24 protein-coding genes, 1 tRNA gene and 2 pseudogenes are annotated in these 26,098 nt (G+C 65.3%); 10 read left to right on the top strand and 17 right to left on the bottom strand.

Annotation, left to right across the window (positions count from 1 at the left end):
- The first annotated feature begins 57 nt into the window (after positions 1-57).
- Positions 58-1,229: pseudogene (locus NW75_RS12720) on the top strand (glycosyltransferase).
- Here the strand turns inward: NW75_RS12720 and NW75_RS12715 are convergent.
- From NW75_RS12715 to yajC, 6 genes are read right to left on the bottom strand one after another with little or no spacing between them, the layout of a single operon-like run.
- On the bottom strand, positions 1,215-1,928 hold the full coding sequence (locus tag NW75_RS12715) for a DUF3089 domain-containing protein (RefSeq protein ID WP_269430330.1): 714 nt from the start codon (positions 1,926-1,928) through the stop codon (positions 1,215-1,217). The pseudogene NW75_RS12720 and the gene NW75_RS12715 sit on opposite strands and share 15 nt — an antisense overlap.
- Positions 1,870-2,397 carry a DUF3089 domain-containing protein gene (locus tag NW75_RS27390; RefSeq protein ID WP_269430329.1) on the bottom strand — a complete coding sequence of 176 codons (528 nt, stop codon included), beginning with the start codon at positions 2,395-2,397 and terminating at the stop codon, positions 1,870-1,872. Before NW75_RS27390 ends, NW75_RS12715 begins: the two co-directional genes overlap by 59 nt.
- Positions 2,398-2,457: 60 nt before the next feature.
- Positions 2,458-2,838: an Mth938-like domain-containing protein gene (locus NW75_RS12710; RefSeq protein ID WP_033965569.1), complete on the bottom strand. Its 381-nt coding sequence runs from the start codon at positions 2,836-2,838 to the stop codon at positions 2,458-2,460.
- On the bottom strand, positions 2,838-3,791 hold the full coding sequence (gene secF / locus NW75_RS12705; protein WP_033965568.1) for a protein translocase subunit SecF: 954 nt from the start codon (positions 3,789-3,791) through the stop codon (positions 2,838-2,840). The genes NW75_RS12710 and secF overlap by 1 nt, the downstream gene beginning before the upstream one ends.
- Before the next feature lie 12 nt (positions 3,792-3,803).
- The gene (secD, locus tag NW75_RS12700) at positions 3,804-5,393 is read right to left on the bottom strand and encodes a protein translocase subunit SecD (RefSeq protein ID WP_033965567.1); all 1,590 of its coding nucleotides are present in this window, start codon (positions 5,391-5,393) and stop codon (positions 3,804-3,806) included.
- A gap of 4 nt (positions 5,394-5,397) precedes the next feature.
- The gene (gene yajC, locus NW75_RS12695) at positions 5,398-5,742 is read right to left on the bottom strand and encodes a preprotein translocase subunit YajC (RefSeq protein WP_033965566.1); all 345 of its coding nucleotides are present in this window, start codon (positions 5,740-5,742) and stop codon (positions 5,398-5,400) included.
- 135 nt (positions 5,743-5,877) lie between these two features.
- Between yajC and NW75_RS12690 the strand changes: the two genes are divergently transcribed.
- The 3 genes from NW75_RS12690 (at position 5,878) to NW75_RS12680 (ending at position 7,046) form a co-directional block, all read left to right on the top strand.
- Positions 5,878-6,189, top strand: coding sequence for a putative quinol monooxygenase (locus NW75_RS12690; RefSeq protein ID WP_033965565.1), 312 nt, complete (start codon positions 5,878-5,880; stop codon positions 6,187-6,189).
- Positions 6,190-6,218: 29 nt separating this feature from the next.
- On the top strand, positions 6,219-6,905 hold the full coding sequence (locus NW75_RS12685) for a hypothetical protein (protein WP_033965564.1): 687 nt from the start codon (positions 6,219-6,221) through the stop codon (positions 6,903-6,905).
- A gap of 64 nt (positions 6,906-6,969) precedes the next feature.
- Positions 6,970-7,046, top strand: a tRNA-Pro gene (locus tag NW75_RS12680).
- Positions 7,047-7,083: 37 nt separating this feature from the next.
- Here NW75_RS12680 and NW75_RS12675 read toward each other — a convergent pair.
- Positions 7,084-8,481 (bottom strand): hypothetical protein, encoded by a 1,398-nt coding sequence (locus NW75_RS12675; RefSeq protein WP_231565190.1) that lies wholly within the window; start codon positions 8,479-8,481, stop codon positions 7,084-7,086.
- A gap of 201 nt (positions 8,482-8,682) precedes the next feature.
- Here NW75_RS12675 and NW75_RS12670 point away from each other — a divergent pair, with 201 nt between their 5' ends.
- Positions 8,683-9,306, top strand: a complete 624-nt coding sequence (locus tag NW75_RS12670) for a response regulator transcription factor (RefSeq protein ID WP_033965563.1) — start codon at positions 8,683-8,685, stop codon at positions 9,304-9,306.
- Here NW75_RS12670 and NW75_RS12665 read toward each other — a convergent pair.
- The 3 genes from NW75_RS12665 to NW75_RS12660 are packed head-to-tail and all read right to left on the bottom strand — an operon-like array spanning position 9,282 to position 13,876.
- Positions 9,282-10,001 (bottom strand): response regulator transcription factor, encoded by a 720-nt coding sequence (locus tag NW75_RS12665; RefSeq protein WP_033965562.1) that lies wholly within the window; start codon positions 9,999-10,001, stop codon positions 9,282-9,284. The genes NW75_RS12670 and NW75_RS12665 overlap by 25 nt on opposite strands.
- A 1-nt stretch (position 10,002) precedes the next feature.
- Entirely contained in the window at positions 10,003-10,662 is a 660-nt protein-coding gene (locus NW75_RS26565; protein ID WP_052192386.1) for a response regulator, read from the bottom strand.
- On the bottom strand, positions 10,640-13,876 hold the full coding sequence (locus NW75_RS12660) for a PAS domain S-box protein (RefSeq protein WP_052192385.1): 3,237 nt from the start codon (positions 13,874-13,876) through the stop codon (positions 10,640-10,642). The genes NW75_RS26565 and NW75_RS12660 overlap by 23 nt, the downstream gene beginning before the upstream one ends.
- A gap of 190 nt (positions 13,877-14,066) precedes the next feature.
- On the opposite strand from NW75_RS12660, the gene NW75_RS12655 reads away from it, so the two are divergent.
- The 4 genes from NW75_RS12655 (at position 14,067) to NW75_RS12640 (ending at position 20,519) form a co-directional block, all read left to right on the top strand.
- Positions 14,067-17,327 carry a S41 family peptidase gene (locus tag NW75_RS12655; protein ID WP_033965561.1) on the top strand — a complete coding sequence of 1,087 codons (3,261 nt, stop codon included), beginning with the start codon at positions 14,067-14,069 and terminating at the stop codon, positions 17,325-17,327.
- 98 nt (positions 17,328-17,425) lie between these two features.
- Complete coding sequence (locus NW75_RS12650) at positions 17,426-17,965, top strand: glycoside hydrolase family 108 protein (RefSeq protein WP_033965560.1); 540 nt, start codon at positions 17,426-17,428, stop codon at positions 17,963-17,965.
- Between the two features lie 74 nt (positions 17,966-18,039).
- Positions 18,040-18,453 (top strand): holin family protein, encoded by a 414-nt coding sequence (locus tag NW75_RS12645; protein WP_033965559.1) that lies wholly within the window; start codon positions 18,040-18,042, stop codon positions 18,451-18,453.
- Between the two features lie 158 nt (positions 18,454-18,611).
- Positions 18,612-20,519, top strand: a complete 1,908-nt coding sequence (locus NW75_RS12640; RefSeq protein WP_033965558.1) for an alpha/beta hydrolase family protein — start codon at positions 18,612-18,614, stop codon at positions 20,517-20,519.
- 123 nt (positions 20,520-20,642) lie between these two features.
- Here NW75_RS12640 and NW75_RS12635 read toward each other — a convergent pair whose 3' ends face one another.
- Positions 20,643-21,443, bottom strand: a complete 801-nt coding sequence (locus tag NW75_RS12635; protein WP_231565189.1) for a cell wall hydrolase — start codon at positions 21,441-21,443, stop codon at positions 20,643-20,645.
- Between the two features lie 31 nt (positions 21,444-21,474).
- Between NW75_RS12635 and NW75_RS26560 the strand changes: the two genes are divergently transcribed.
- Positions 21,475-21,633: a hypothetical protein gene (locus tag NW75_RS26560; protein WP_231565188.1), complete on the top strand. Its 159-nt coding sequence runs from the start codon at positions 21,475-21,477 to the stop codon at positions 21,631-21,633.
- Positions 21,634-21,763: 130 nt separating this feature from the next.
- Here the strand turns inward: NW75_RS26560 and NW75_RS26555 are convergent, their stop codons facing one another.
- From NW75_RS26555 to tgt, 6 genes and pseudogenes are all read right to left on the bottom strand, one after another.
- Complete coding sequence (locus NW75_RS26555) at positions 21,764-22,528, bottom strand: M16 family metallopeptidase (RefSeq protein ID WP_231565187.1); 765 nt, start codon at positions 22,526-22,528, stop codon at positions 21,764-21,766.
- Positions 22,510-23,046 carry a M16 family metallopeptidase gene (locus tag NW75_RS26550; protein ID WP_231565186.1) on the bottom strand — a complete coding sequence of 179 codons (537 nt, stop codon included), beginning with the start codon at positions 23,044-23,046 and terminating at the stop codon, positions 22,510-22,512. The genes NW75_RS26555 and NW75_RS26550 overlap by 19 nt, the downstream gene beginning before the upstream one ends.
- Positions 23,013-23,834 (bottom strand): M16 family metallopeptidase, encoded by an 822-nt coding sequence (locus NW75_RS27385; RefSeq protein WP_269430328.1) that lies wholly within the window; start codon positions 23,832-23,834, stop codon positions 23,013-23,015. Before NW75_RS27385 ends, NW75_RS26550 begins: the two co-directional genes overlap by 34 nt.
- Entirely contained in the window at positions 23,782-24,600 is an 819-nt protein-coding gene (locus NW75_RS27380) for a M16 family metallopeptidase (RefSeq protein ID WP_269430327.1), read from the bottom strand. Before NW75_RS27380 ends, NW75_RS27385 begins: the two co-directional genes overlap by 53 nt.
- Before the next feature lie 129 nt (positions 24,601-24,729).
- Positions 24,730-24,912 (bottom strand): hypothetical protein, encoded by a 183-nt coding sequence (locus tag NW75_RS12620; RefSeq protein WP_033965556.1) that lies wholly within the window; start codon positions 24,910-24,912, stop codon positions 24,730-24,732.
- Positions 24,909-26,057 (bottom strand): annotated as a pseudogene (tgt, locus tag NW75_RS12615) (tRNA guanosine(34) transglycosylase Tgt). Before tgt ends, NW75_RS12620 begins: the two are co-directional and overlap by 4 nt.
- Positions 26,058-26,098 lie beyond the last annotated feature (41 nt).

The following is a 26,098-nucleotide window of genomic DNA, read 5'->3' as shown; positions in this document are numbered from 1 at the left end:
GCCCCTCCCTGAAAGCCGGGGAGGGAAACGGTAAGTGTTTCGCGCTACATCGCACCGATGCTGCGCGTACTGACCCTTTCGACGCTGTTTCCCGATGCGTCGCGGCCCAATTTCGGCGTGTTTGTCGAACGGCAGACGCTTGGGCTGGCGGCGCATCCAGGGGTCGATCTGCGCGTGGTGGCACCGCTGGGGATACCGCCTTGGCCGCTTGCGCGGCACGGGCATTATGCCCCGCTCGCGGCCTTGCCCGAGCGCGAGACGTGGAAGGGCCTCGACATCCGCCGCCCGCGCTTTCTCGCGCTGCCCGGCACCGGCGGGCGGTTTCATGCGGGTTCACTGGTGCGACGGCTGGTCCCCCTGCTCACCGCGCTCCGCCGCGATTTCGCGTTCGACGTGATCGATGCGGAGTTCTTTTTCCCCGATGGTCCGGCTGCGGTCGCGCTGGGGCGGCATTTCGGCGTGCCGGTGTCGATCAAGCGCGCGGGGCGGACATCCATCATTGGGGGCGCGCGCCCGCGACCGCCGCGCAGGTGATCGCGGCGGGGCAGGCGGCCGACGGGCTGCTCGCCGTGTCGCAGGCAATGCGCCACGACATGGCCGTGCTCGGCCTGCCTGAAGCGGGGATTCGGGTGCACCATACCGGCGTCGATCTCGATCGTTTCGGGGCCCGCGACCGCGCTGCGGCCAAGGCGGCTTACGGCGTCGCCGGGCCGCTGGTCGTCTCGCTCGGCGCGCTCATCCCGCGCAAAGGGCATGACATCGTCGTGTCGGCAATGGCGTCGCTGCCAGCCGCGACGCTGTTGATCGCGGGCGAGGGCCCCGCACGCGCCGCGCTCACCGCGCAGATTGCGACGCTTGGCCTGACGGATCGCGTGCGGCTATTGGGTAGTGTCCGGCACGACGACCTTCCCGCCTTGCTCGGCGCAGCCGACGTGATGGCGCTGGCATCGGCATCGGAGGGGCTCGCCAATGCCTGGGTCGAGGCACTGGCCTGCGGTACGCCGATTGTGATTACCGGCGCGGGCGGGGCGGCGGAGGTGGTGACCGAGCGCGCCTTCGGGCGCATCACCGAACGCAGCGCGTCCGCTTTTGCAGAAGCGATCGGCGATGTGCTCGCCAATCCGCCGAGCGCGCAGGATGTCCGCCGAGGCGCGGAGCGTTTCACCTGGGCGGCCAATACTGCCGCGCTCTACGATCATCTGGCCGGGCTGGTTTCAGCCCGCCGGTGACGGCGGTTGCTTGGCCAGCCACGCCTTGGCCTGCAGGTTGCTCAGCTCGACCAGATTGCCCATCACCACCGGCATGTCGATCAAGTGCAGGCCCCAGTCGCGGAGCGTCATCCCGCCATAAACGATGTCGCCGACGATCGTGCCGGTGCGTTTGTCGGTCGGCTGGGCGTGGATCGTCAGCGCCAGATAATGGGCCTTGCCCGAGCTGGCGCAGGCGGTGCTGAGCAGGCCCGGCACCTTGACGAACGGCGTGGTGACGGGCGCGCCATCGGTCGTCCACGGCCCCATCGGCAAGCTGCTCATGCCAGCGCCCTTTGCGCCGAGATAGGCGTCGGTGGTGGCACCGCCGGTGAGCGCCGCCGGATCGACGCAGGCCGCGACCATGCCGGGCTCGCTGACGATGCCGAAATGGCTGTTGGCGGGCGGCGGCGCATCGGCGCGGAAGGTGACGTAGCTGACAACGCAGCCGACATCCTTGGCGGTGTGGCAGAGCGGGGTCGATTGCAGATCGCCGCCGACGTCCTTGCCCTCCGGCACCGCGACCGTGGTGCCCGGAATCAGCACCGAGATGATCTGCTGCTGCACCGGTGTGCCCTCGATCGCCTTGGCGACCAGGCTCTTCAGGATCCCCGCGCCCTGGCTATGGCCAATCAGCACGACGCCGCGCCCGTGATTGTCGTAGGCGAGATACTCCTCCACGCTCCTTGACGTCGTGATAGGCCATCGCCCGGTCCGACGTGTCGGGCTTGCCGATCAGCTTCGCGCGGAGCGCCGCGATCGTGACCTGGCGATAGAGCGGCGCGAACACGCGGCAATATTTGGCGAAGCGCCCGGCCTGGAAAGCGGCGACCGAATCCTCCTCGGGTCCTGCCACCATGTCGCTATTGGGCGTCGGATCGTTGGAGACCGTTGGGTAGACGTAGAAGCAGTCGAATTTCGGGTCGCTGGTCGCGGAAAACTTCTCGGTGCTGCGCGATCCATCGGCCTTGATGACCGTGGCGTCCTGATTGGCGTCGCACGGATCGACCTTGCCGGGTCGGCACAGCCAGCTTTCGGGTTTGCCGTAATCGGGGGCGGCAGCGGGTGCGGGCGGTGTGTCGGCGGTTTGCGCGCTGGCAAAAACGGGGGTGGTGGCGGCCAGAGCGGCGGCGGCCAGATATACTCTCATCGTCATAACGCGACTCTCCCCAAGCGTTTTCCGAAGAGGATAACGCCGCCTGCGCGCGCGTCAAAGCGGATAGAGCGCGCCTGCGACCTGACGGCCCTCGCCGCGCAGCACGGCCCACGCCCGCGCGGCGGCGCGACTGTCCATCGCCTCGACCCCGACCCCTTGCGCCTCCAGCGCGCGGACGAAGGCGGGCGACGGACGCTGCATGGTGGCTCCGGTCCCGAGCAGCAGAAATTCCGGCCGCGGATCGATCGCCAGCAACGGCGAGACCGCCTCTGCGGTCAGCGCCTCAAGCGCGGGCGGGGCCCATTCGTCCGACCCGTCGGGCCAGATCAGCAGCGCGCGATAGACACCGCGAAACGCGTCGGCCTCGACCTTGAACCCGCCTTGCGAGAAGCCGGTGATGATCGGGCCGACTCCTCGCTCGCGTTCGATCCGCATCAGCGCGCCTTGGGCGTTCCGCCGACCGGGGCATCGTCCAGCTTGGGATCGGGGCGCAGGCCGAGCGAGATGAGCAGTGACGATGACACGTAGATCGACGAATAGGTGCCGACGAAAATGCCGAGGATCATCGCCGAGGTGAAGCCGCGCAGCACATGGCCACCGAAGATGAGCAGGGCAAAGAGCGCGAGAAGGATGGTGACCGAGGTCATAACGGTGCGTGGCAGCGTTTCGTTGACCGACAGATCGACGATCGCCGACATGTCCATCTTGCGATAGCGGCGCATGTTTTCGCGGATACGGTCGTCGATCACGATCTTGTCGTTGATCGAATAGCCGATGATCGTCAGCACGGCGGCGACGATATTGAGGTCGAACTCAAACCAGGTCAGCGCGAAGAAGCCAAGTGTCATCAGCACGTCGTGGACGATGGCGACGACGGTCGATACGCCGAACTGCCATTCGAAACGCAGGATCGCGAACAGGCCGATGCCGATCACCGCGAGCACGACCGCGAGGATGCCCTTGCCGATCAGCTCGCCCGATACCTTGCCACCGACGACGTCCTGCTTGGAAAATTTCGCGTCGGGAAATTGCTTGGTCACCGCCGCCTGGACCTGGGCCACGATGCGGTTCGCGGCACCCTCGTCGGTGCTGTGCGGGGGGGGCAGCTTGATCGAGATGGTCTTGCCGTCGGTGCCGACGCTTTGCAGGCGGACTTCGCCCAGGTTCAGCCGGTCGACCGTGGTGCGGAGCGTGTCGAGCGAGGGCGGTGTATCGAACTTTTCCTCGATCATCAGACCGCCGACGAAATCGACGCCGAGATTGAGGCCGCGCGCGACGACCAGACCAACGGCGGCGATCGACAACAATAGCGTCAGCCCGAACGCCCATTTGCGCAGCGAGACGAACGGGAGGTTGGTGTTATCGGGAACGAGTTTCAGCAGGCGCATATGTCTGGCCGATCAAATATTGATTTCGGTCGGGCGATTCTTGCGAATCCACAACACGACCAGCATCCGCGTGAAGGTGACGGCGGTGAACACCGACGTGACGATGCCGATCAGCAGCACGACCGCGAACCCCTTGACCGGGCCCGAGCCGAGCAACAGCATGATCAGGCCCGAAATCGCATGGGTTGCGTTCGCCTCGAAGATCGTGCGGCTCGCTTCCTTGTATCCCAGTTCGACCGACTGGATCACGCTGCGGCCGCGGCGGCGTTCCTCGCGGATGCGCTCGTTGATCAGCACGTTCGCGTCGACTGCGGTGCCGATCGTCAGCACGAAGCCGGCAATGCCCGGCAGCGTCAGCGTGCCGTTGAGCAACGCCAGCACGCCCATGATGACCATCACGTTGATGACCACGGCGTAGTCGGCATAGAAACCGAAGCGACCGTAAGTGACGATCATGAACACCACGACCAGCGCGACAGCGATGCTCGACGCCAGGATGCCGGCGTGGATCGAGTCGGTGCCGAGATCCGAACCGACGCTATGCTCCTCGATCACCTTCAGCGTGATCGGCAATTTGCCCGAGCTGAGCGCGATCGCCAGGTTGTTGGCGGATTCGACGGTGAAGCGGCCTTCGATATAGCCCGAGCCACCCAGAATTGGCGTGTTGATGCGCGGCGCGGAAATCACCTGGCCATCGACGATCACGGCGAAGGCCTTGCCCGTATTGTCCTGCGTGATCCGTGCGAAGATGCGACCGCCATCCGAATTGAAACCGAAATTGACGATCGGCTCGGTCGAATCCTGCTTGAAGCCCTGGCTTGCGCTCAGCAACTGGTCGCCGGTCAGGATCGCCTTGCGCTTGACCAGGATCTTTGCCTGCGGTCCGCCTTCGGGATACGGCAGTACCTGGCTGCCTGCGGGGACGATCCCGCCCGGCACATAGGGCGTGTCGTCGACCATCTTGAATTCGAGCTTGGCGGTCTTGCCGAGCAAATCCTTCAGCGCCTTGGGGTCCTTCAACCCCGGCACCTGCACCACGATGCGGTCGGTGCCCTGGCGGACGATGGTCGGCTCCTTGGTGCCGAGCTTGTCGATACGCGTGCGCACCACATCGGTGGCGGTTGCCATCGCATCGTTGACGGCCTGTGTGATGCCGGCCTGGGTCGGCGTCATCACGATGCGCTGTCCGTCGATGACGCTCAGATCCCAGTCGCGCTGCCCGGTCATCCCCGCGCCGCCGATATGCTTGTTCAGCAATTCGCGCGCGGCATCGAGCTGGCGGACGTCGCGCAGCAGGAAGCTCAGCTTGCCGCCGTCGGTCGCGATGTCGCCGATCTGGATCGGCGGCGTCGCGCTGTTCATGTCGTTGAGGATTTCCTCGCGCTTCGCCTCGAGCCGGTTCTTGACCAGTTCCTTGGTGTCGGCCTCAAGCAGCAAATAGCTGCCGCCCGCCAGATCGAGACCGAGGTTGACCTTCGGGTGGGGGAAGCGCCCCCAGCTATTGGTCACCGAGTCGGGCAGGAAACTGGGGATCGCCAACGCCATCAGGCAAGCGAGCAGGCCCAGGATCGAAGCGACCTTCCAGCGCGGGAAATCCAGCATCGGATCAGTCGTTCGCGGGCTTGGCGGTGCCGAGCGGGGTCACCTCGGCCAGCGTCGCCTTGACGACCTTGATCTTCAGCGTCGGCGCGATCTCGACCTCGACCACCTTGTCCTCGACCTTGGTCACCTTGCCGAGCACGCCGCCCGCGGTGATGACCGAATCGCCCTTCTTGACCGCGTTGATCGCGGCGGCCTGCGCCTTGGCGCGGGCTTGCTGCGGGCGCAGGATGAGGAAGTAGAACACGACGAACACGAGCAGCAACGGCGCGAAGCTGACGATCATCGGGAGAAAGCCATCGGGCTGCGCAGCGGCACCGGCGGTCTGGGCGAAGGCGGGGGTGGCGAACATGGGCTACCTTGGTAAAGCTGGACCCGCCTGCGCATCTTGGCATGCGGGGATGGCGAGATCTTGCGACCTCGTTACAAGCGGCGGGCGCTATCATCTAGTGTGCGTTCACGCAACATGCGGGTTGGAGACAGACATATGACGATCATCGTAATGGGCCATATCAAGACCGTACCGGGCGATCTGGCAAAGATGACCGAGTTGCTCGCGGCACATGTCGAAAAGGTCCGCGCAGAAGAGGGCTGTGAACTCTACGCCTTCGCCGTCGATGTCGCCGATCCAGACCTGTTGCATATTTCCGAACGCTGGGCCTCGGTCGAGGCGCTGGGCGCGCATGGCGAGGCACCGCACCAGACGGCCTTCGGTCGCGCGCTCGGTGATTTCGGAATCGTTGATTTCAGCGTGAAGGCATGGGACGGCACGTTCTGGAGGACGCTGCGCGGAGAATAGCGCGCCCCGCCGCGCGAGGGAGGATTGCCATGAGACTGTTCCTGGCTGCTACCGTTCTGGTATCGACACCGTTCGCAACACCGGCCTTCGCGCAAGCGCCCAACGGGCGCGAGGCGCTGACTCAGATGGCGTTTTTCGCGCGGGACAAGGCGGTGGCGCTGGCGCAGATCGCCAGCGTCGAAGCGGCGGCGCGGGTGACGCTGGCGCGTGCGCCGACCGATGCCGAGGCGCTGATGACGCTGGCAATGGCGACGAGCTATCGCGCCAAGCTCACCCGCAACCGCGCCGACGCGCTGTCCGCGCGCGATCAGTTCGAGGCGATCGTCCGCCGCAACCCGCGCGATGCCGAGGCGCAGGCGGCATGTGGCGCGTGGCACCTCAATGCCGTCGTGTCGCTCGGCACGCTGATGGCGCGCGGTGCGCTGGGCGCGCGCAAGGCCGACGGCCTTGAGTCGCTCGACCGCGCGATCGCGCTTGGCGGCGACCGCGCGCTGTTCCCCGCGCTGGAAGGGCTGCTGCGACTCGCCATCGACGGCACCGATGCCGGGGCCGCCGCTTTGCTCGCGCGCGCCGCGAAGGGCAGCACGCCGACTCCGCTGGACCGAATCCTGCAGCGCCACGCCGTGCAACTGGCGGTGGTGGTGCAGGGCGGGGACGCCAAATTGATCCAGGCGCTGGCCAAACGCCTGCTGCCGCTCGGCCAGATCAAGCAATAACGGGTGTTCACGCGGAAGTGGCTTGCATCGCGGCGCGCGCCAGCCTAGACGCGCCTCCCTCGGTCGGGGCGTAGCGCAGCCTGGTAGCGCATCACACTGGGGGTGTGGGGGTCGCAGGTTCGAATCCTGTCGCCCCGACCAGAGATTCCTCCCTTGCAAAGCGGTTGCCCAGTGCTCGTTAGAGCCGCGCCACCACCCCGCCCAGCACCACCACCACCAACGGCACGCCCGCCAGCACCCACCGCCAGCGCGGTAGCGCGCGTACGTCGGCGCGGGGGAGCGTCAGCGCGGCGGCGATGCCGATGGCGGCGATTGTCCATAGATGGTAGCGCACTTCGGACGCCACGCTCAGCGGCAGATAGTTGAAGCCGTACAGCACCGCCGACCAGGCCATCGCCGCCGCTGGGTCGAGTGTCCGCACCGCTGGCCGTAGCACCAGCAGGCCGACCCCGAGCGCGAGCCAGCAGATCGGCCAGCCGAACGGCGTTCGCAGCAACGCCTGCGCCGCCGTCGCCACCGCATCGCGCGCGGCATTGGGGGCGAGCGTGAAGCCCCACGGATTGGGATCCGACGCAAGCGACAACCCCGGCAAATCGGCATCGTGAACGAGGAACCGCGAATTGCTGTTGAAATGCGCGAGGCGATGCTCGGCATAAGCCAGCGGATGTGCCAGCACGGCCTTCGCCCACCAGGCATAAGGGCCGTGCCCGGCCCTGAGCGGGGTGCGCAGCGTGGTGAAGCCGATCGCGCACGGATCGGCTCCCCACCAGGCATAGCGATCCCACGATACCGGTGTGTAGCATTGGGCATTGACCGCAACCGGGTCGTCGACCTCGACCGCTGGAAACATGGCGGCACCGCTGAAGCGCCCGATCCCGCCGAGATCGTAAATAACCAGCGACAGCTCGACCCCGCTGCGCTCGGCGTGGAGCGCGGCATTGGCGAGCGGCAGTGCCAGGGCCAGCGGGATTGCGGCGAGCACGCTGGTCATGGCCAGGCGCGGCAGCGACCGTCGCCAGGTCGCTGGGGCCGTCAGCACGAGCAGCGGCAGGCATGCAGGCACGGCGTTGAAGCGCAGCGTCGCCGCTGCCACCAGCACGATCGCGGCGATGCTCCTGCCCCAGCGCTCGCCCGGTCGTGCGGCCGCAATCAGGCCGCTTGCCAGCAGCAGCGCACCGGCGAACAGGCTGTCTTTCAATACCGTGCCGATCAGCACCAACATTACGGGTGACAAGGCCAGCACGGCGATAACCAGCGCAGCACGGCGGTGATCGCGCCGTGTTGCACGCAGCCACAATGCGGTTCCGCTCCAATACAGGGCAAGCTGGAGCACGAGCATCGGTGCCGGGCCGGAGCCGAACACCCGAAATTGCCGCCACAGCCAGCTCATGGCGGGCGGATGCCAATCGTCATATCGACCGCTAAGGGCCTGACCGTATTGCCGAATTGCGTCCCAGGTGAGGATCCCCGGCCAGAAGAGCAGGCCGTGCGCTACGGCGACGAGCAAGACGACCGTAAACGCCAGGGCGATCGACCGCTGGTCGCGGGTACGCCATCGTGTTGAAAGGCCGCTCACTGGCAACGGCTACCATAGCAGCAAATAAATTTCATCCGTCGTCAATCCGTAATATGCGGACTGACGTACTATTAAAAATTACGCTAACATCGTTTGAATGTCTTGAAGTTCCGTAGTATTTTTCGACGGCAGAGGTCGTCTGCCGGTGCGGTGCGGGTTAGCGGCCGCCGCGAAAGGCGATGAAGCAGGGGGAGACAGAGCTTGGCTCGAACGATCTTGATCGCGGATGATCATCCGATGTGTGCCACCGCCTTGGGAATGGCCGCCCAGCAAGTCGAGCCCGAAATCGCTATCGACCAGGTCGGGACGATTTCCGACGCAACTGCTTTGGCGCAGGAGCGCAAATTCGACCTGATCCTCCTCGATCTTGGTTTGCCGGATGTACAGGGTTTGGCCGGTTTGCTGATGTTGCGGCGCTTGCAGCCGCACGCGAGAATCGCAATCGTCACCAGCAGCGATCAGCCCGCCTTGATGCGGCGCGCGGCGCAGGAAGGGGCCAGTGGCTTTATTCCCAAAAGCGAGCCGATGTCCGCGATGGTAAAGGCGATCGCGGCATTGCTGTCGGGCGAAACCTCGTTTCCCCCGGAAATGCTGGAAGGTAGCGATCCGGTCGAGACGCCGTCGTTGATTGGAGAATTGTCGCCGGCGCAATTCCGCGTGCTGCGCGCCGCCGCCGATGGCAGCCAGAACAAGCAAATCGCGTATGAGCTGGGCATCGCCGAAACCACCGTGAAGACGCATTTCGCGCAGATTTTCAAGAAACTGCGCGTCACCAACAGGACGCAGGCGATCTTGGCGCTTCAGGCGCTAGACGTCGCTGCGTGACGGCGCGCCTGGTCGATTGCGGCGACGGTCGCAGTCGCGCACGCGACAATCGGGCCTCCGCTGCGTTCGGTCTCCTGCTCGATCGCGCGGCACTGCTGGGCGAGATCGAGCGCGCCAATCCCGTCTGCCGCGCCGCGGAGCGCATGGGCCTGGGTGACCGCGCGCCGAAAGTCCTCTTCGGCTAGCAGTGTGGCGATCCGGTTGGCGCGCTCGACAATGTCGGTCGCCATCATCGCGAGGAGCGTGTCGGCCTGGGCATAGCCGACGGCAGCGCGCAAATCCGCCAGGCGCGCCATGTCGATCAGCGATGCGCCATCGGTGGGCGGCGGTGGGGTCGCCAGCAACTGTTCGATCTTGTCGATCAACGCGCCCGGATTGAAGGGTTTGCGGACATAGTCATTGGCACCCGCCTCCATGGCGAGCTTCGCATGCCATTCGCTGCGCCGCGCCGTCAGGATCAACACCGGCAACGTCTGGAACATCGCGGACTGGCGGATTTCGCGGAGAATGGCGAGGCCGGTCTTGCCTGGCAAAGCGCAATCCAGAATCGCCAGATCGGGGCCGCATTCCCACAACACGTCCACCGCATCATCCCCGTCGCGGACTGCGACCACCGTGTGGCCGAGCGGTGCCAGCGTACGGGCAACGATGGCGCATAGCAGCTCGTCATCGTCGACCATGACAATCGTCGCCATCTTACACGCTCTCGGCAGCAGCAGCCCGCAATTGCGCTCGTGCAGCCTGCAGAAACGCCGCGGTGCCGATATGATGCCCGGCACCGAGCTGCTCGTCGAGATCGGCTGCGATGGTGCCCAGGTCTGCTTTACCGAAGAAAGCCGCCGTGCCCGCCAGCAGGTGTAAAGCCTCCTGCACGTCATCGATCGCCCGTTTCGGGTCGGTAGTAGGCCCTCCGTTTTCCCCCAACGCAATGTCGAGCGCGGTGAAGGTTCGCTGCACACGCGCTTCGAACTGCGCAATCAGTTCGGGATCCGCGCTTGCGGGAAGCGGTGCTTCGGTTGGCACACCCGTTGGCGGTATCGCCCAGCGCCGCACGGCATGGTCAAGCGCGCTGAGGCGGACGGGCTTGGCCAGATGGTCTTGCATGCCGGCCGCGCGGCAGGCCTCGATGTCGCTGGCATAGGCATTTGCGGTCAGTGCGATGATCGGCAAGGTGGTGGGCGCTATGCCGCCTTGACGGATGCGTTGCGTCGCGACCAGTCCGTCAATGTCCGGCATTTGCATGTCCATCAGTACCAATCCAAACGGATTCCCGTGTGTCGCGGCATCCTGCACCATCGCAATGGCCTCGATACCGCCGCGCGCAATGACCGGATCATAACCGAGTCGTGTCAACATTGCCTTTATGAGAAGCTGGTTGACCTCGTGATCTTCCGCCACCAGCACGCGTGCGCCGGGCACGGGCGGCAAGGTCGCGGCCGGGGGTGGGCTTGATCGCCGGCGCATTAGGGGGGGCCACCGGCAGGGGAACACGCAAGGTGATCGTCGTTCCGATCCCCACCGCGCTGAACAATGACAGCGACCCCTGCATCAATTTGGCCAATTTCGACGAGATCGAGAGGCCGAGCCCAGTGCCGCCATATCGGCGCTCGGTCGAGCTGTCTTCCTGGACGAACTCTCCGAAAATCGCGGCCTGGCGGTCCGGCGCGATGCCGATGCCCGTGTCACCGACCGAAATGGCGACATCGCCATCTACCATCGCGACGCTGAGCGTGATTGCGCCGTGTTCGGTGAATTTTGCGGCATTACCGAGCAAGTTCAGGATAATCTGGCGCAGCCGCAGCCCATCGCCGATCACCATATTGGGAACATCGTCGGCGATTTCCGTCTGCAATTCCAGCCCGCTGCGCATGGCGATCGGCAGGATCAGTTTGGCGCAACTTCGGGCGAGATGGCGCAGGTCGACCCGATCGTGCGCCAGCGTGACATGCCCGGCCTCGATCTTCGACAAATCGAGAATGTCGTTGAGCAACCGCATCATCGCGGTCCCCGATTCGGCGATCATCTGCAGCTTTTGTTGCTGGTCGGGGCGCGGGTCTTCCGCGAGCAGCAAATCCGTAAAGCCAAGCACACCGTTCATTGGCGTACGGATTTCGTGGCTCATATTGGCCAGGAAGCTCGATTTCGCCTGGGCGGCGACCTCGGCATGGCGCCGTGCCGAATCGAGGTCGAATTCGAGCTGTTTGCGCACGGTGATGTCGCGGATCGAGCTGATGATTTCGAGTGGCTGGTGCGTCTCGGGGTCGCGCACCAACCCACTATTGGCCTCCAGCCAGAACCATTTTCCTTTGTGCTCGATCGATTCCCACCGAAAGGTCGTAACCGATCGCTCCATTTCTCCTGCCGCCAGGGCCCGGTGTGTCGCCATGACGGCATCCGAATCCTCGGCATGAAAACGGACGAGGATATTTTGGCCGATCAGTCTTTGTGGATCGATTCCGAGCATGTGCTGGAACGATGGCGACGCATAGAGGCACACCCCGTCCAACGACAGGCGGAACACAGCGTCGGTCGCGTTTTCGGCGAGCAGGCGCAACTGTTCCTCGCTCGCGGCGAGGGCTGCTTCTGCGGCCTTTCGTTCGGTGATATCGATGTCGACGCCGAGGAAGCCGATCCGCTTGCCTTCGGAGTCATATTCATTGACGGCGAGCACCTCGACCCAGCGCTCGACTCCGTCGCGCAGGAAACGAAAATCCATGCGGACTTTTTGGGCACCGCCCACCGCTTCGTTCCAGGTCTTGGAAACGCGTGCCAGGTCGTCGGGATGGATCGCCTTGCTCCAGCCATAACCCATCGATTGTTCGTAGCTCAGCCCGGCAAATTCCATCCAGGCGCGATTGACATAGGTGACACGCCCCTCGGTATCGGTGCGGAAAATACCAGCGGGCGAAAGGTCGGCGAGCGTTTCGAACAAGCGCTTGCTCTCGGCGAGCGCAATCCGTGATTGCCGTTGCTCGGTGATGTCGATGATCGCGCCGATAAAGCCGGTCAGCACGCCATTTTCGTCAAATTCAGGGCTGTTGACGGTCTGGAACCACAATTCCCGTCCATCCGAACCCCGAAAGGCGTTGTCGCGGACCCGCACGTCGCCCGGTTTGAAGTCTTCCCAGGCGGGCTGTTCCAGAAAGGGTGTTGGGTCGACCAGAGCGCGCATCCAGCCGTTGCCCAGCGCATCCTCCATGCTTAGCCCGACCTTGTCGGCCCAAGCGCGGTTGACATAGGTCAGCCCGCCCGTGGCACCTGCGCGGAAAATTCCGACGGGAGCGGTTTCTGCCAGGCGCCGGAAGCGCGCTTCGCTCTCGGTCAGGGCGTGCTGTGTCGCAACCGTCTCTGTAATATCGCGAATGGTACCGATCGTCCCGGCGAAACTGCCGTCCGGCTCGGCGAGGCGGCGCAGCATGGTCTCGATATGGCGGCATTCGCCAGCGGCATTGAAGAAGCGTTGCCGCAGGGTTGCCTCGGTCACCTCGCCGCTGATGATCTTTCTGAAGCGTATGTCGCCTTGGGCGCGGTCTTCGGGCAACAGATATTCGGTTGTCGATCGCCCTAGACTTTCCGCGACACTGTAGCCGGTGATCGTTTCCCAGGCGGGGTTGAGAAAGATCCAGCGCCGCTCGGCATCGGTTCGAAACACGATTTCCTGCATTGAGGAAACGAGGGTTTCCGAAAAGTCACGGCTGCGCTTCAACTCCAGGCGAATGCGCTCGCGTCCCGCGATCGCGGCTGCGAAAGGCAGGCTGATCGCGAAACACGCGGCCAGGAACAGTTGCAGCAGATGGACGCGCGTCGCCAGCGTTCCGCCGATCATATACGCCGGGCCGAGGCCCGACAGCGTTCCCACCGTCCCGATGATCCCGACCACCGTGATCGCGGCCGCAGCCCCGGGAACGCCCAGCCGGAACGAGGCCAGAATGATCAACGGCAGGGAAACGAAGAACATCGGATAGGCGGGTTGCAGAAAGACGATCGCGGCCACCACGGCATTGGCTGCCAAGATCGCCGCGATCTCCAATGTGCGCTCTCGGGTAATGGCGCGGCGCTGGCTCCATGTGTCGATCGCGATCAACGCGATCGGTCCACCGATCAACATGCCCAGGCTATCGGCGAAAAACCAATATCGCCAAATCGACAAGCCAAGCAAAAGGTCGTGCGGATGCAGCCAGAACGTTGCCACCACCCCCGACAAGGCCGGTGCGATGCAGCAGCACCAGAGCGCGAAGCGCAGCAGGTCGCGGAAGTCGGCCATATCGGGTGCGTGCTTCTGCCACCGCATCAGCAGCCAACTTCCGCCCATCGCTTCGGCACAATTGATTGCGGCGAGCACGGGCGAAAATAACGGCGGATCCCCGTTCAAGATGGCGGCAAGGCACAAGGCCGCGAAGGCTGTGGCGACCCAATACCAGGCGTTGCGCCAGCCTGACCGCAGGATGGTCGCGGCAAGGACGGCGTTGGCCAACCACAAGGGCGCGACATAACCGTTACCGCGCGATATCGCGACGCCACCCCCATGCCAATAATAGGATGAGCCCAGCAAACAGCGCCAGCGCAGCATTATGGGGTCGGCGGACGGGCACCACGGGAGAATATGCCGGGAGAGTGATAGGGTCCATTGCGGCCCTGTTGAACCTCTTCGGTTAAGCCGAGACTAACATGCCAGACGGCGCTTGTGATGAACACTGTTTTACGCTTTGTTGCTGGCAAATAGCGACAAGCAAATTCCTATAATTTTGAGGCGTGCTTCTATGATCTTCCGGGGCCTTGCACTCGCCACGGCGACGTTGCTCGCGTCGACCACACTCGCGTCGCTGCCTGCGACGGCGCAAGCGGTTGCGGCCAAAGCGGCCTTTGCCGAACCGAGCCTGTCGCCCGATGGTAGCCTGATCGCCTTCGCCTCGGGCGGCGACATCTGGGAAGTGGCGGCGACCGGCGGCACCGCGCGTCCGCTTGTGACCGATGCCGCGACCGAGGGACGCCCGCTTTATTCGCCGGATGGCACCCGGCTCGCCTTCACCTCGACCCGTGGCGGCAGCCAGAATCTGTACGTGCTCGATCTCGCCAGCGGCGCGGTGACGCGGTTGACCTATGCGGAATCGGCTGAAGAACTCGATGCCTGGTCGCCCGATGGAAAGTATCTCTATTTCGCCTCTGGCGTTGCCGATGTCGGGCGACAAGCGGATATCTACCGGGTGCCAGCCTCGGGCGGCACGCCGATGCAGGTCAGCCGCGAGAAATATCTCGCCGAGTTCCAGGCCGCACCCTCGCCCGACGGCACCACGCTGGCGATCAACGCGCGGGGACTGAGCGGCAGCCAATGGTGGCGCAATGGCACCTCGCATATCGATGAGACCGAGCTGTGGTTGAAGCCCGTGGCCGAGGGTGGCGCGTATCGCCGTCTGTTGCCCGGCGGGGAGAAGCACGCCTGGCCGATGTGGAGCCGTGATGGCCAGAGCATCGTCTATATGAGCGCGCGCGGCGGCACCGAAAATCTGTGGCGCGTCGGGCTGGGCGAGGGGGCTGCCCCCGAACAACTGACGCACTTCGCCGATGGTCGGCTACTCTACCCGTCGATGGCGGCGAATGGATCGGCGATCGTGTTCGAGCGCGATTTCGGCGTGTGGCGCTATGATCCCGCGACCAGCCAGACGAGCGCAGTGCCGATCACGCTGCGCGGGGCGGCCAGCGCGACACCGCGCCGCCATGAACAATTGCAGAGCTTCAGCCGCTTGGCCGTATCGGGCGACGGGCAGAAGGTTGCGGTGATCGGACACGGCGAAGTCTTCGCCGCCCCGGCCAAGGATGGCGGCCCGGCGCAGCGCATCACCAATACGCCGGGGGCCGAGCGGGAAGTGGTGTGGTCGCCCGACAGCCGCCGCGCCTTGGTCATTTCCGAGCGCGGGCTCGACCATGCCTTGGTCGAATATGATGTCGCCAGCGGTCGCGAGACGATGCTGACCACGCGCGGCATTGCTTCGGTGCCGAGCTACGCCCCGGACGGCAAGTCGGTGGCCTATGTGCTCAACGACCGTGAGCTGCACCTGGTCACGCTGGGCACAGGTGGCACCGATCGCACGCTATTCACCGGTGCAATCGCCACCGACGGGCGCGAGGGGCCGCGCCCGACCTGGTCGCCCGATGGGCAATATGTCGCCTTCCCGTTGCGCGATGCGCGGTCCTTCGTGAACGTGCATGTAGTTCCGGCTGCGGGCGGTGCGGCGCGCCCGGTGAGCTTCCTCGGCAATGGCGAAATGGGCGGCATCGCCTGGTCGCCCGACGGCAAGTACATCCTGTTCGACACCGCACAGCGCAGCGAAGACTCGCGCATCGTCCGCGTCGATCTGCTGCCGCACGTGCCCAAGTTCCGCGAGGACAAGTTCAGCGACCTGTTCAAGCCGGGCAAACAGCCCGGTACGCCCGACGCTCCGGCCGATAGCCCCGCGCCCGCCAGGCCAAAGCCGCTCCCGGTCGCGGCCAAGAAAGGTGCCGCGCTGCCGCTCGCGCCCAAGGCCCCACCCGTCGCCATCGTGTGGCAGGGCCTGCGCGGGCGCGCGACGATCCTGCCGCTGGGGCTCAGCGCGGACACACCTGTGATCAGCACCGATGGCAAGACACTGGTGTTTCGCGCATCCGAAAAGGGCCGAGCCAATCTCTACAGCTACACTCTCGACGAACTCGCCGACGAGCCCCCGGTCGCACAGCAACTGACGCAGAGCGATCGTCCCAAGGGCGATTTCGCGCTGTCGGGGGACGGCAAGACGCTGTTCTACCTGGACGGTGGGCGCGTGATCTCGACGCCGATCGATTCCCCCAAGCCCAAGCCGATCAACATCGCCGCCGATATGGACATCGACTTCGCAAGCGAAAAGCAAGTCGTGTTTGATGAGGCGTGGAGCATCCTCAACCGCAAATTCTTCGATGCTGGGTTTAATGGTCATGATTGGACGGCGCTGCGCGCGCGCTTCCAGCCTTATGTCGCAGGCGCGCGCACGCCCGACGAACTGCGCCGGATCATCGGCCTGATGATCGGCGAACTCAACGCCTCGCACACCGGCATCAACCGGCCCTTCATGGGGCCGGGGACGCTGCCATCGGGCCGCGTCGGCGATCTCGGCTTGCGGTTCGATCGTTCCGCCTACGAGGCCGGGCGCGGGCTCGTCGTGCGCGAAGTGGTGACGCTCAGCCCCGCCGCGACCGAGAAGATCGTGCCGGGCGAGCGCATCGTCAGCGTCGGCGGTGTCGCGGTCGGCGCGCACGACAATCTCGATGCGCTGCTGGAAAACACCGTCGGCCGCCGCGTGCGGCTGGGTGTCGAGGGCGCGAATGGTCGTCGCGAGGTGGTGGTGCGCCCGGTATCGGCGGGGAGCGCCGCTGGGCTCGCCTACCGCCAATGGGTCGATGATCGCCGCGCGCTGGTCGAGCGATTGTCGGGTGGCAAGCTCGGCTATGTCCACATTGCCGATATGTCGTCTGAATCGCTCGACCAGCTCTATCTTGATCTCGATGCCGAAAATCAGGGCAAGCAGGGCGTGGTGGTCGATATCCGCAACAACAATGGCGGCTTCATCAACGGCTATGCGATCGACGTGTTCGCACGGCGCAACTATCTGACGATGACGCCGCGCGACCTGTTTTCGTTGCCGGGGCGCCAGGCGCTGGGGCAGCGTGCGCTCGGCAAACCGACCGTGCTCGTCACCAATGAATCCTCGCTGTCCGATGCGGAGGATTTTACCGAGGGCTATCGCTCGCTCGGGCTGGGCAAGGTCGTTGGGCAACCGACGGCGGGCTGGATCATCTTTACCGGGGCTGAGCCGCTGATCGATGGATCTTCGGTGCGCACCCCCAGCACGCGGATTCAGGATGGGCGCGGGCAGGACATGGAAATGCACCCGCGCCCGGTTGACCTGGCGGTGGAACGGCCTTTGGGCGAGACCGCCACGGGCGAGGATGCGCAGTTGCGCGCAGCGGTGGATGTGTTGCTGGCGCAAGTGGGCGCGGGGAAGCCTTAAGCGAGGCGTCATCTTCTCCCCTCCCTGGAAGGGAGGGGAGGAGCAGTGGCTGTCCTACAAAAACCAAATAGGTTACCTCCTTATGCCAGGAGGTGGCCATGACCATAGACAGCTTGATCGACGCCGTGCTGGATCGCGAAGGGGGATACGTCAACCATCCCGCTGATCGCGGCGGTGAGACACGGTTTGGGATTACCGCCGCCGTGGCGCGCGCGAACGGCTATGACGGGCCGATGCGCAGCTTTCCGCTCGAACGGGCGCGGGCGCTGTATCGGCGGCTCTATTGGGAGGCACCGCGCTTCGACGCCGTCGCCGAGGGAGCGCCGCGTCTGGCCGCTGAACTGTTCGACAGCGGCGTCAATATGGGGCCGGCGGTCGCAGCCGCCTTCCTGCAACGCGCCCTCAACGCGCTCAATCGCGGGGCCACCGATTACCCTGACATGCCCGTCGACGGGCGTATCGGCGCGGTGACGCTCGCTGCGCTTGCGGCCTTTCTCAAGCGGCGCGGGGCAGGCGGCGAGGCGGTGCTGCTCAAGGCAATCGAGGCGTTGCAAGGCGAACGCTATGTCGCGCTTGCCGAGCGCCGCCTGGCCAATGAAGCCTTTCTCTACGGGTGGCTCGCCAACCGCATTGGTTAACCCGCGTGAACCCCGAAACTGGGGGGACGTAGCGTGGACTTTGTGGACTTCCGACCTTCAACAGGAGTGAGATCATGGGACTTCTCGACGGCCTGATCGGCCCCATCACCAGCATCATCGACAAGATCATCCCCGACCCCAAGGCGCGCGACGAGGCCAAGCTCAAATTGCTCACGCTGCAGGGCACGCAAGAGATGGAGCAGGTCAAAACGCAGATCTCGGCGATCCTGGCCGAAGCGCAAAGCGCCGATCCCTGGACCAGTCGCGCACGGCCGAGCTTTCTCTACGTTATGTATACGCTCTTGCTGTGGGCGATCCCGATGGGCCTGATCGCGGCTGCGCAACCGCAAATGGCCAGGGACATCGCGGCGGGGATGAATGCGTATCTGAATGGTATCCCGGAGCCGCTTTATGCGCTCTTCGGCACGGGCTATCTTGGGTACACGGCGGCGCGGTCGTGGGGGAAGGCCAAGGGGCTGGAGAAATAGTGGGCGCTTGTTTTTCCCTTCCCCTCCGCTCCCTGTCAGGGAGGGGAGGGGTTTGAGTATCGGGTGCGCTTGGATGGTGCGGAAGAAGAAGCGCGAGCAGTTGCCCCGCCGCAGCACCGTGCTACACCGCTCCATCACCTCGACGGAGCTTTCCTTTCATGCGCCTCACTGTGTTCGCCCTTCTGCTTTCCGCTGTCGCCACGCCCGCGCTCGCGGCACCGGTCCACGGCTATGGCAGCCTCGCGCTGTCGGCAAAGGGCGACACGATTGCGACGGTCGAAAGCGATGCGACGGGTAAAAGCACGATCACGCTGCGCAGCGCCAAGACCGGCAAGGTCCAGCGCAGCTTCGATCCGTGCGCCAGTGCCTGCGGCCTGTCTGGCTTGACCTTCGCGCCCGATGGCAGCCTCGCCTGGCTCGCGCGCGATCGCAAGGCGGGCACGGTCACGCTTGCGCTCGATCACGACGGCAAGGCGCGCACCGTGGCAACGATCAGCGGCATCGCGCAAACCCCGCGCTTCTCGCCCGACGGGACGCGGCTGGCGGTGCTGGTGACAATCGGTGCGGCCAAGGAAGCGGGCGCGGCGCAAGCCGGGGTGCGCCAGATCGGCGAAATTGGCGAAAAGAGCGACGAGCAGCGGATCGCGGTGTTCGACGTGTCGGGCGCGCCGGTCTCGGCGGAGGCGGTGAAGCCGGTGTCGCCGGCCGATCGCTATATCTATGAATATGACTGGACGCCCGACAGCAAGGGGTTCGTGGTCACCTCGGCGCTGGGCAATGGCGATAACAATTGGTGGGTGGCGACGCTCGATGCGGTGGACGCGAAAACGGGCGCGGTCCGCACGATCGCCAAGCCGACGACGCAGCTCAACTTCCCGCGCGTTTCCCCCGATGGCAAGACAGTCGCCTATATTGGCGGGCTGATGAGCGATTTCGGCGCGGTCGGCGGCGATGTGTGGACCGTGCCCTTCGCCGGTGGCGAGCCGCAAAATCTTATGCCGCACAGCACGCTGACGGTTACGTCGCTGGTGTGGAAGGATCGGTTTATCCGCGGCACCGCGCTCAGCGGCGACCGGATGGGTCTGTTCACCTTTGCCGGGGAACGCGCCGACGGTCTCGGCTGGAGCCGCCCCGCCAGTCTCGCCGCGGGCGATGCCAAGGCCGCGTTCAGTGCGGATGGGCTGACCGTCGCCACCGTCGCGCAGGACTTCACGCATGCCCCGGCGATCTTTGCCGGGCCGGTCACAGCACCGGTCCAGATCACCCATGACAATGATGCTGTCCCCGCGGCGATGACCGCGCGCAGCATTACGTGGAAAAATGACGGTTTCACCGTCCAGGGCTGGCTGCTCGCGCCACTTGGGGCCGACCCGGTCAAGAAAGCCCCGATGGTCACGATCGTGCATGGCGGGCCATCCTCCGCGAACGTTCCCTATTTTGGCGGGGGCTTTGGCGATCTGCTGGCGGCGGGCTATTACATCTTCCTGCCCAATCCGCGCGGCAGCTATGGCCAGGGCGAGGCGTTCACCGCCGCCAACAAGCGGGATTTCGGTGGGGGCGACTTGCGCGATATCCTGACCGGGATCGACGCGGTCGAGAAGGTCGCGCCGGTCGATGATGCCCGTCTGGGCCTGACGGGCGGCAGCTATGGCGGCTTCATGTCGATGTGGGCCAACACCCAGACCAATCGCTTCAAGGCGATCGTCGCGGGCGCGGGTCTCAGCAATTGGGTGAGCTATTATGGCACCAACGGCATCGATCAGTGGATGCTGCCGTTCTTCGGCAAGACGATGTACGACGACCGCAAGGCGTATGAGGATGTCTCGGCGGTCAATTTCATCAAGCAGGCGCACACCCCGACCTTCATCTATGTCGGCGAACGCGACATTGAGGTGCCGCCGACGCAGTCGATCGAATATTGGCACGGGCTGCACGATATGGGCGTGCCGACCAGCCTGGTGATCTACCCCGAAGAGGGCCACGGCATCCGCAATCCGGTCAACGCCGCCGATGTGCGGCGGCGCACGCTGGCGTGGTTCGACAAATATCTGGGGGCAGGGAAGTAAGGCGAAAGGACCGCGCCAATTTCGTCACCCCGGGCTCGTCCCGGGGGCCACCGGGCGGCAAATCCTGCAGGTGTTGGAGGAAGACCATGGTAGACCCCGGCACAAGGCCGGGGTGACGCGGAGCTAGCGCAGCGGCTTGCCCGAATCCTTCCAGCGGTCGAGGATTTGCGAGTCGCCTGGCAGCGTATCGGCGGCAGGGCGAGGTGCGACTGGCAGGCTCGCTTGCGCATAGGCGGGCTGGATCGCGGCGCTCGCCGTCTTCGGGGCGGCTGGGGGAGGAGGCGCAGCGGCGATGACGGGCGTCGGGGTGATCCGCGCCAGCGGTCCCGGCACCGGCTCACCCCCGACGTAGCTCTGGCGGAACGCGGCAGGCGTGCCCCACCAGCCTTGCCAGCGGTGAAAGAAATGTGCGCCGATCGCCGCCGTCATCACCAGGCTGCGGTTCCACGCCGGCGTGACGGCATAGGTATGGTAGTGCGTCGCCATCCCGACCTGCGCCATGACATGGCCCCCCAGCGCAGCGGCGGCGACGTTCAGCGCGCGCAGCCACGCCGCCTTGCCAGGTGTCCCGCGTTGCAGCGACCCGTCACAGGCGAAGCTGAACTGGCATCCGGCATGATCGGACCCCTGAAACACCACCCCGCACACTGTCGCCGGAAAGGCGGGATGGCGCACGCGGTTGAGGATGACCTGCGCGACTGCCCGCTGCCCGGCATCGGGCTCGGTCGCGGCTTCATAGTAAATGGCGGTGGTCAGGCATTGTAGCGCCCGCCCGCGATCGGTCGCGCTGGCATAAGCGAGCGAGAAGGGGGCTGCGGGATGGATTGACCCGTCGGGGGCCAGCGTCGCTGCGCCGGGGGGGCAAGGGCAGGTCTGGCAGCGCGATCGTGCCGGTCGCACCGCGCGCCGGGACGGGTGCCTCATCGGCCGTGTAGAAATAGGCAGAACCGGGGAAATGATCCTCGGCTTCATACCCGGTCGGCGGCGCGGCGTTGCGGGACGCCTTGGCCTGCTGATCGACGATCGCGCGCAAGGCGGCGTGTGCCGACACGCCTGCCAGCATCAGCGCGCACAGGCCGACGAGGCCGAGCTTGCTCAGCCGCCGAGTCTGTAACCAACCGAGGATCGTCCACACGCGCACGCGTCGCCCATACCCGATCTCGGAGCCCCGCGATGCCACCGATTTTGCGGCGTCCCGCGGCGAAACACTTGTTGGTTAATGCAAGGGTTTCGCCGCGCGGACCCTATTTGAGCGAAGCGCTGTCGAGCTTCAGCGCATCCGCCGCGATCACTTCCGCGTCGGGATAGGTCTTGCGCAGTTCGGGCAGGAACAGCTTGGCGTCGCCGACCACGACGATGCTCGCCACGCTTGGGTCGAGCAGCTTTGCCGCCGCTGCCTGCACCGCTGCCGGATCGACCGCCGCGACGCGCTGGGTATAGCGCCCCAGCTCGCTCAGGGGCACGCCCTGCACGGTATAGCTGCCGATCGTCCCTGCAATCCCGCCAGTGGTCTCGGTCGCGCGCCCGAAATTGCCGACGAGCACCGCCTTGCGGGTTTCGAGTTCGGCAGCGGTGACGGGTTCCGCGCCCAGCCGCTTCATTTCGGCGAGGATGATCGACACCGTCTCCGGTGCGCTGGGGTTCTTGGTCGAAGTGCGCGCGGCGATGGCACCGGGATCGCGTCCGGCTTGCAGGCTGCTGCCCGCGCCATAGGCCAGCCCGCGCTTGATGCGGATTTCCTGATTGAGCCGCGAAGAGAAGCCGCCGCCCAGCACGGTATTGGCGACCGCCGCCGGATAATAGGCTGCGTCTGTGCGCGCGAGGCCCGGGCGTGCGACGACCACGCCCGCCTGGCCCGAGCCGGGCATATCGACGACGATCACGCGTGGTTTGGGATAGGCGGCGACCGGCGTGACCGCTTCCGGTGGCGCGGCGGGTGCGGTCCAATTGGCGAAATTGCTCTCCGCCAAGGTCTTCGCTTGCGCCGGGGTCACGTCACCGACCAGCACCAGCGTGCTGCGTCCGGGTGCCAGGCCTCGGCATAGGCGCGGCGGATGTCGGCCTGGGTAATCGCCTTGAGCGAGTTCGGCGTGCCCGACAGCGGATGGCCATATTCGGTATCGCCAAGCGCGGCCCGCGCGGCGACGAGCCCGGCAAGCTGGCTCGGATTCTTGATCGCGACCTGCACACCGTCGATCGCCTGCGCCCGTGCCCGTTCGATTTCCTCGGATGCGAACACCGGATTGCGCGCCACATCGGCCAGGATGGCGAGCGCAGGCGCGGCCTGGTCGGATTTCACGGTTACGGTCACGCTCGATCCGTCGAAGCTCGCATCGCTCGAAATCGACCCGCCGAGCGATTCGATTTGCCGCGCGATTTCGGTGGCCGAGCGCGTCTTGGTGCCCTTGGTCATCAAGTCGGCGGTGAGGCTGCCCAATCCGGCGCGATCGGCCGGATCCGCCGCGCCGCCGCCCTGCGCGATCAGCAAGGCGCTCAGCAGGGGGAGATCATGCTTTTCGACCACCACCACGCGCAGCCCGTTGGCGAGCTTGAATTCCTGCGGGGCAGCGCGCTCGCCGCGATGGCGGGGCCAGCCGGTGGCGGGGCGATCCGCTCGGCCGCGCTCGCTGGCGTCACCACCTCAACCGTGCCCGGCACAACCAGCGGCTTGACCACGACGGTATCGGCGACTTCGATCCGGTCGTTCTGTGGCGCAGCGATGGTCTTGTCCTCGGGCAGATACTGGATCGTCGCCGAGCGTTCGTCGCGCAGATATTTGGCCGCAACGCGCTGGATATCGGCGGCGGTGACCTGACCGATCGCGGCGAGTTGCCGGTCGGCGGCGCGCGGGTCGCGATCGATGATCACCGAGGAGGCAATCGTGCGCCCCTTGCCCTCGGCGGTTTCGCGCGATTCAAGCGCAGCGGTCAGGATTTCGTTCTTGGCCTCGGCCAGTTCGGCAGCGCTGACGGGCGTGTTGCGCAAACGGGCGACTTCGCGGCGCAACGCGGTTTCGCCGTCTGCGGCCTTCTTGCCTCCGGCCAGGATCGCGAACACCGCGAGATTGCCCGGCCCCTGTTTGGAATCGAGCACGCTTTCGGCGCTCTGCGCGAGCTGGTCGCGATAGACCAGCGTCTCATACAGCCGCGAGCTTTCACCCTGCGACAGGACCGCGTTGAGCACCGTCAGCGCGGCATTGTCGGGGTCGCTGTCGGCGGGGATCGGGTAGCTGATCATCACCGCAGGCAGCGGCGTATTGGCCTCACGCACGACATAGTGCGTGGCCGAGGTGCGCTCGGGCTCGGTCACCGTCACGCGCGGGATCGGGGTGGGTGGGGCGCTTGATCCCGGCGAAATACTGGTCGACCCAGGCGTCGAGCTGCTTGGGATCGAAATTGCCGGAGACCACCAGCACGGCATTGTCGGGCCGGTAATAGGTCGCGTGGAACGCGCGCACGTCATCGATTTGCGCACTTTGCAGGTTGTCGAGGCTGCCGATCGTGCCGCGTGCATAAGGATGGCGGGTGTAAGAAATCGCCGGGAAATAGAGTGAGAACAGCTTGCCGTAAGGCCGCGCATTGGTGTTTTGGCGCAGTTCCTCCTTCACCACGTCGCGTTCGGAGGCGAAGCTCTTCGGCTCGACGACGAGCGCGGCCATCCGGTCGGCCTCTGCGAACAGCAGGCGCTGCAAGTGGTTGGCCGGGATCGTCTCGTGATATTCGGTATAGTCGTCATTGGTTGAGGCGTTGTTGTTACCGCCGACATCCTCGGTCAGCCGGTCCATCTGCTCCGAGACCAGATTCCGCGTCGCCTTGAACATGAGATGTTCGAACATGTGCGCAAAGCCCGAGCGACCGGCCGGGTCATCCTTTGAGCCGACATCGTACCACACTTGCACCGAGACGTTGGGCGTCGACGTGTCGCGGATGGCATAGACGCGAAGGCCGTTGGCGAGCGTGCGTTCGGTGAAGCCAATCGGCTTGATCGCGGGGGCGGATGCGGGGGGCGTAGGCTTGGCGGCGACGGATGTCAGCGGCAGCAGGGCGGCACCCACTAAGAGGGTGGCACGGAACAAGCGCATTTGGGAAACTCCGAGAGACAAGAGGATGCCGGGTGCCGCCACTGTGTCGCGCGACCCGGCGCTGTGTCAATCGGATGGCACACTTTGCTGGTATTCCCGCGCTCTCGGCGCGGGCGCGAAACCGCCCCGCTACTTCTTGCGATCCCGATTTACGTAGAGCAACACCGCCGCCAAAGCTGCGGACCCGACACCAACGCCGATCGCAATCGGGGTGACCGGCCAATTGCCGCCTTTTTCAGATTTGGCTTCGGCCGCATCACGCACGCGCTTATGGTCGCGGGCGGCAGCTTCGATTTCGTTGATTTCGCTCATTGGTCCCTCTCGCTCTGGCTTCGATACTCCTGCCGGAACGTATCGGCGAAGGATTTGAGCCGTCCTTCGGCGATCGCGCGGCGCAGATCGGCCATCAGCGACTGATAGAACCAAAGATTGTGCTCTGTCATCAACATCGCGCCGAGCATTTCCCCCCGACCGGACCAGATGATGCAGATACGCACGGCTCCAGGTCGCACAGACCGGGCAGGCGCAGGTCGGATCGAGTGGGCCGGTGTCCTCGGCGAACTTCGCGTTGCGGATGTTGATCGGCCCGTTGCGGGTGAATGCCTGGCCGGTGCGGCCGGAGCGCGTCGGCAGCACGCAATCGAACATGTCGATGCCACGTTCGACCGCGCCGACGATATCGGTCGGCTTGCCCACGCCCATCAGATAGCGCGGCTTGTCGGCGGGCAATTGGCCGGGCGCGAAATCAAGGCAGCCGAACATCGCCTCCTGTCCCTCGCCAACCGCGAGGCCACCGACGGCGTATCCGTCGAAGCCGATGTCGATCAGCGCCGCCGCACTGTCGCCGCGCAGTGTCTGGTCTAGCGCGCCTTGCTGGATGCCGAAGATCGCCGCATTTTCGGCATGGGCACCGCCGCTGTCGAAGGCATCGCGGCTGCGCTTGGCCCAGCGCATCGAGCGCGCCATTGCGGCGGATTGCACTTCGGGGGGCGACGTGGTCGGCACCAGTTCGTCAAACGCCATCACGATGTCCGATCCGAGCAGCCGCTGGATTTCGATCGAGCGTTCGGGGCTGAGCGTGTGGCGGGTGCCGTCGAGATGCGACTTGAAGGTCACGCCATTCTCGTCGCGCTTGGTCAGGTCGCTGAGGCTCATCACCTGATAGCCGCCGCTATCGGTCAGGATCGGGCGATCCCAGCCCATGAAGCCGTGCAGCCCGCCCAAGCGCGCCACGCGCTCGGCCCCGGGGCGGAGCATCAGATGATAGGTATTGCCAAGGATGATATCGGCACCGGCGGCGCGGACGTCGGCTGGTTTCACGCCCTTGACGGTGGCAGCTGTGCGACCGGCATGAAGGCGGGCGTGCGGATCGTGCCCCGGCGCATCGCGATTTCGCCGGTGCGGGCTTTGCCGTCGGTGGCGTGGATGGTGAAGGCGAAACGGGGCGGTTGGGTCATCTTGCTTCCTCCCCTCCTGTAAGGGAGGGGCGGGTAGGGGT

The organism is Sphingomonas sp. Ant H11 (assembly GCF_000797515.1).
Taxonomy (GTDB): Bacteria; Pseudomonadota; Alphaproteobacteria; order Sphingomonadales; family Sphingomonadaceae; genus Sphingomonas.
This window is presented reverse-complemented; position numbering and strand designations above follow the sequence as displayed.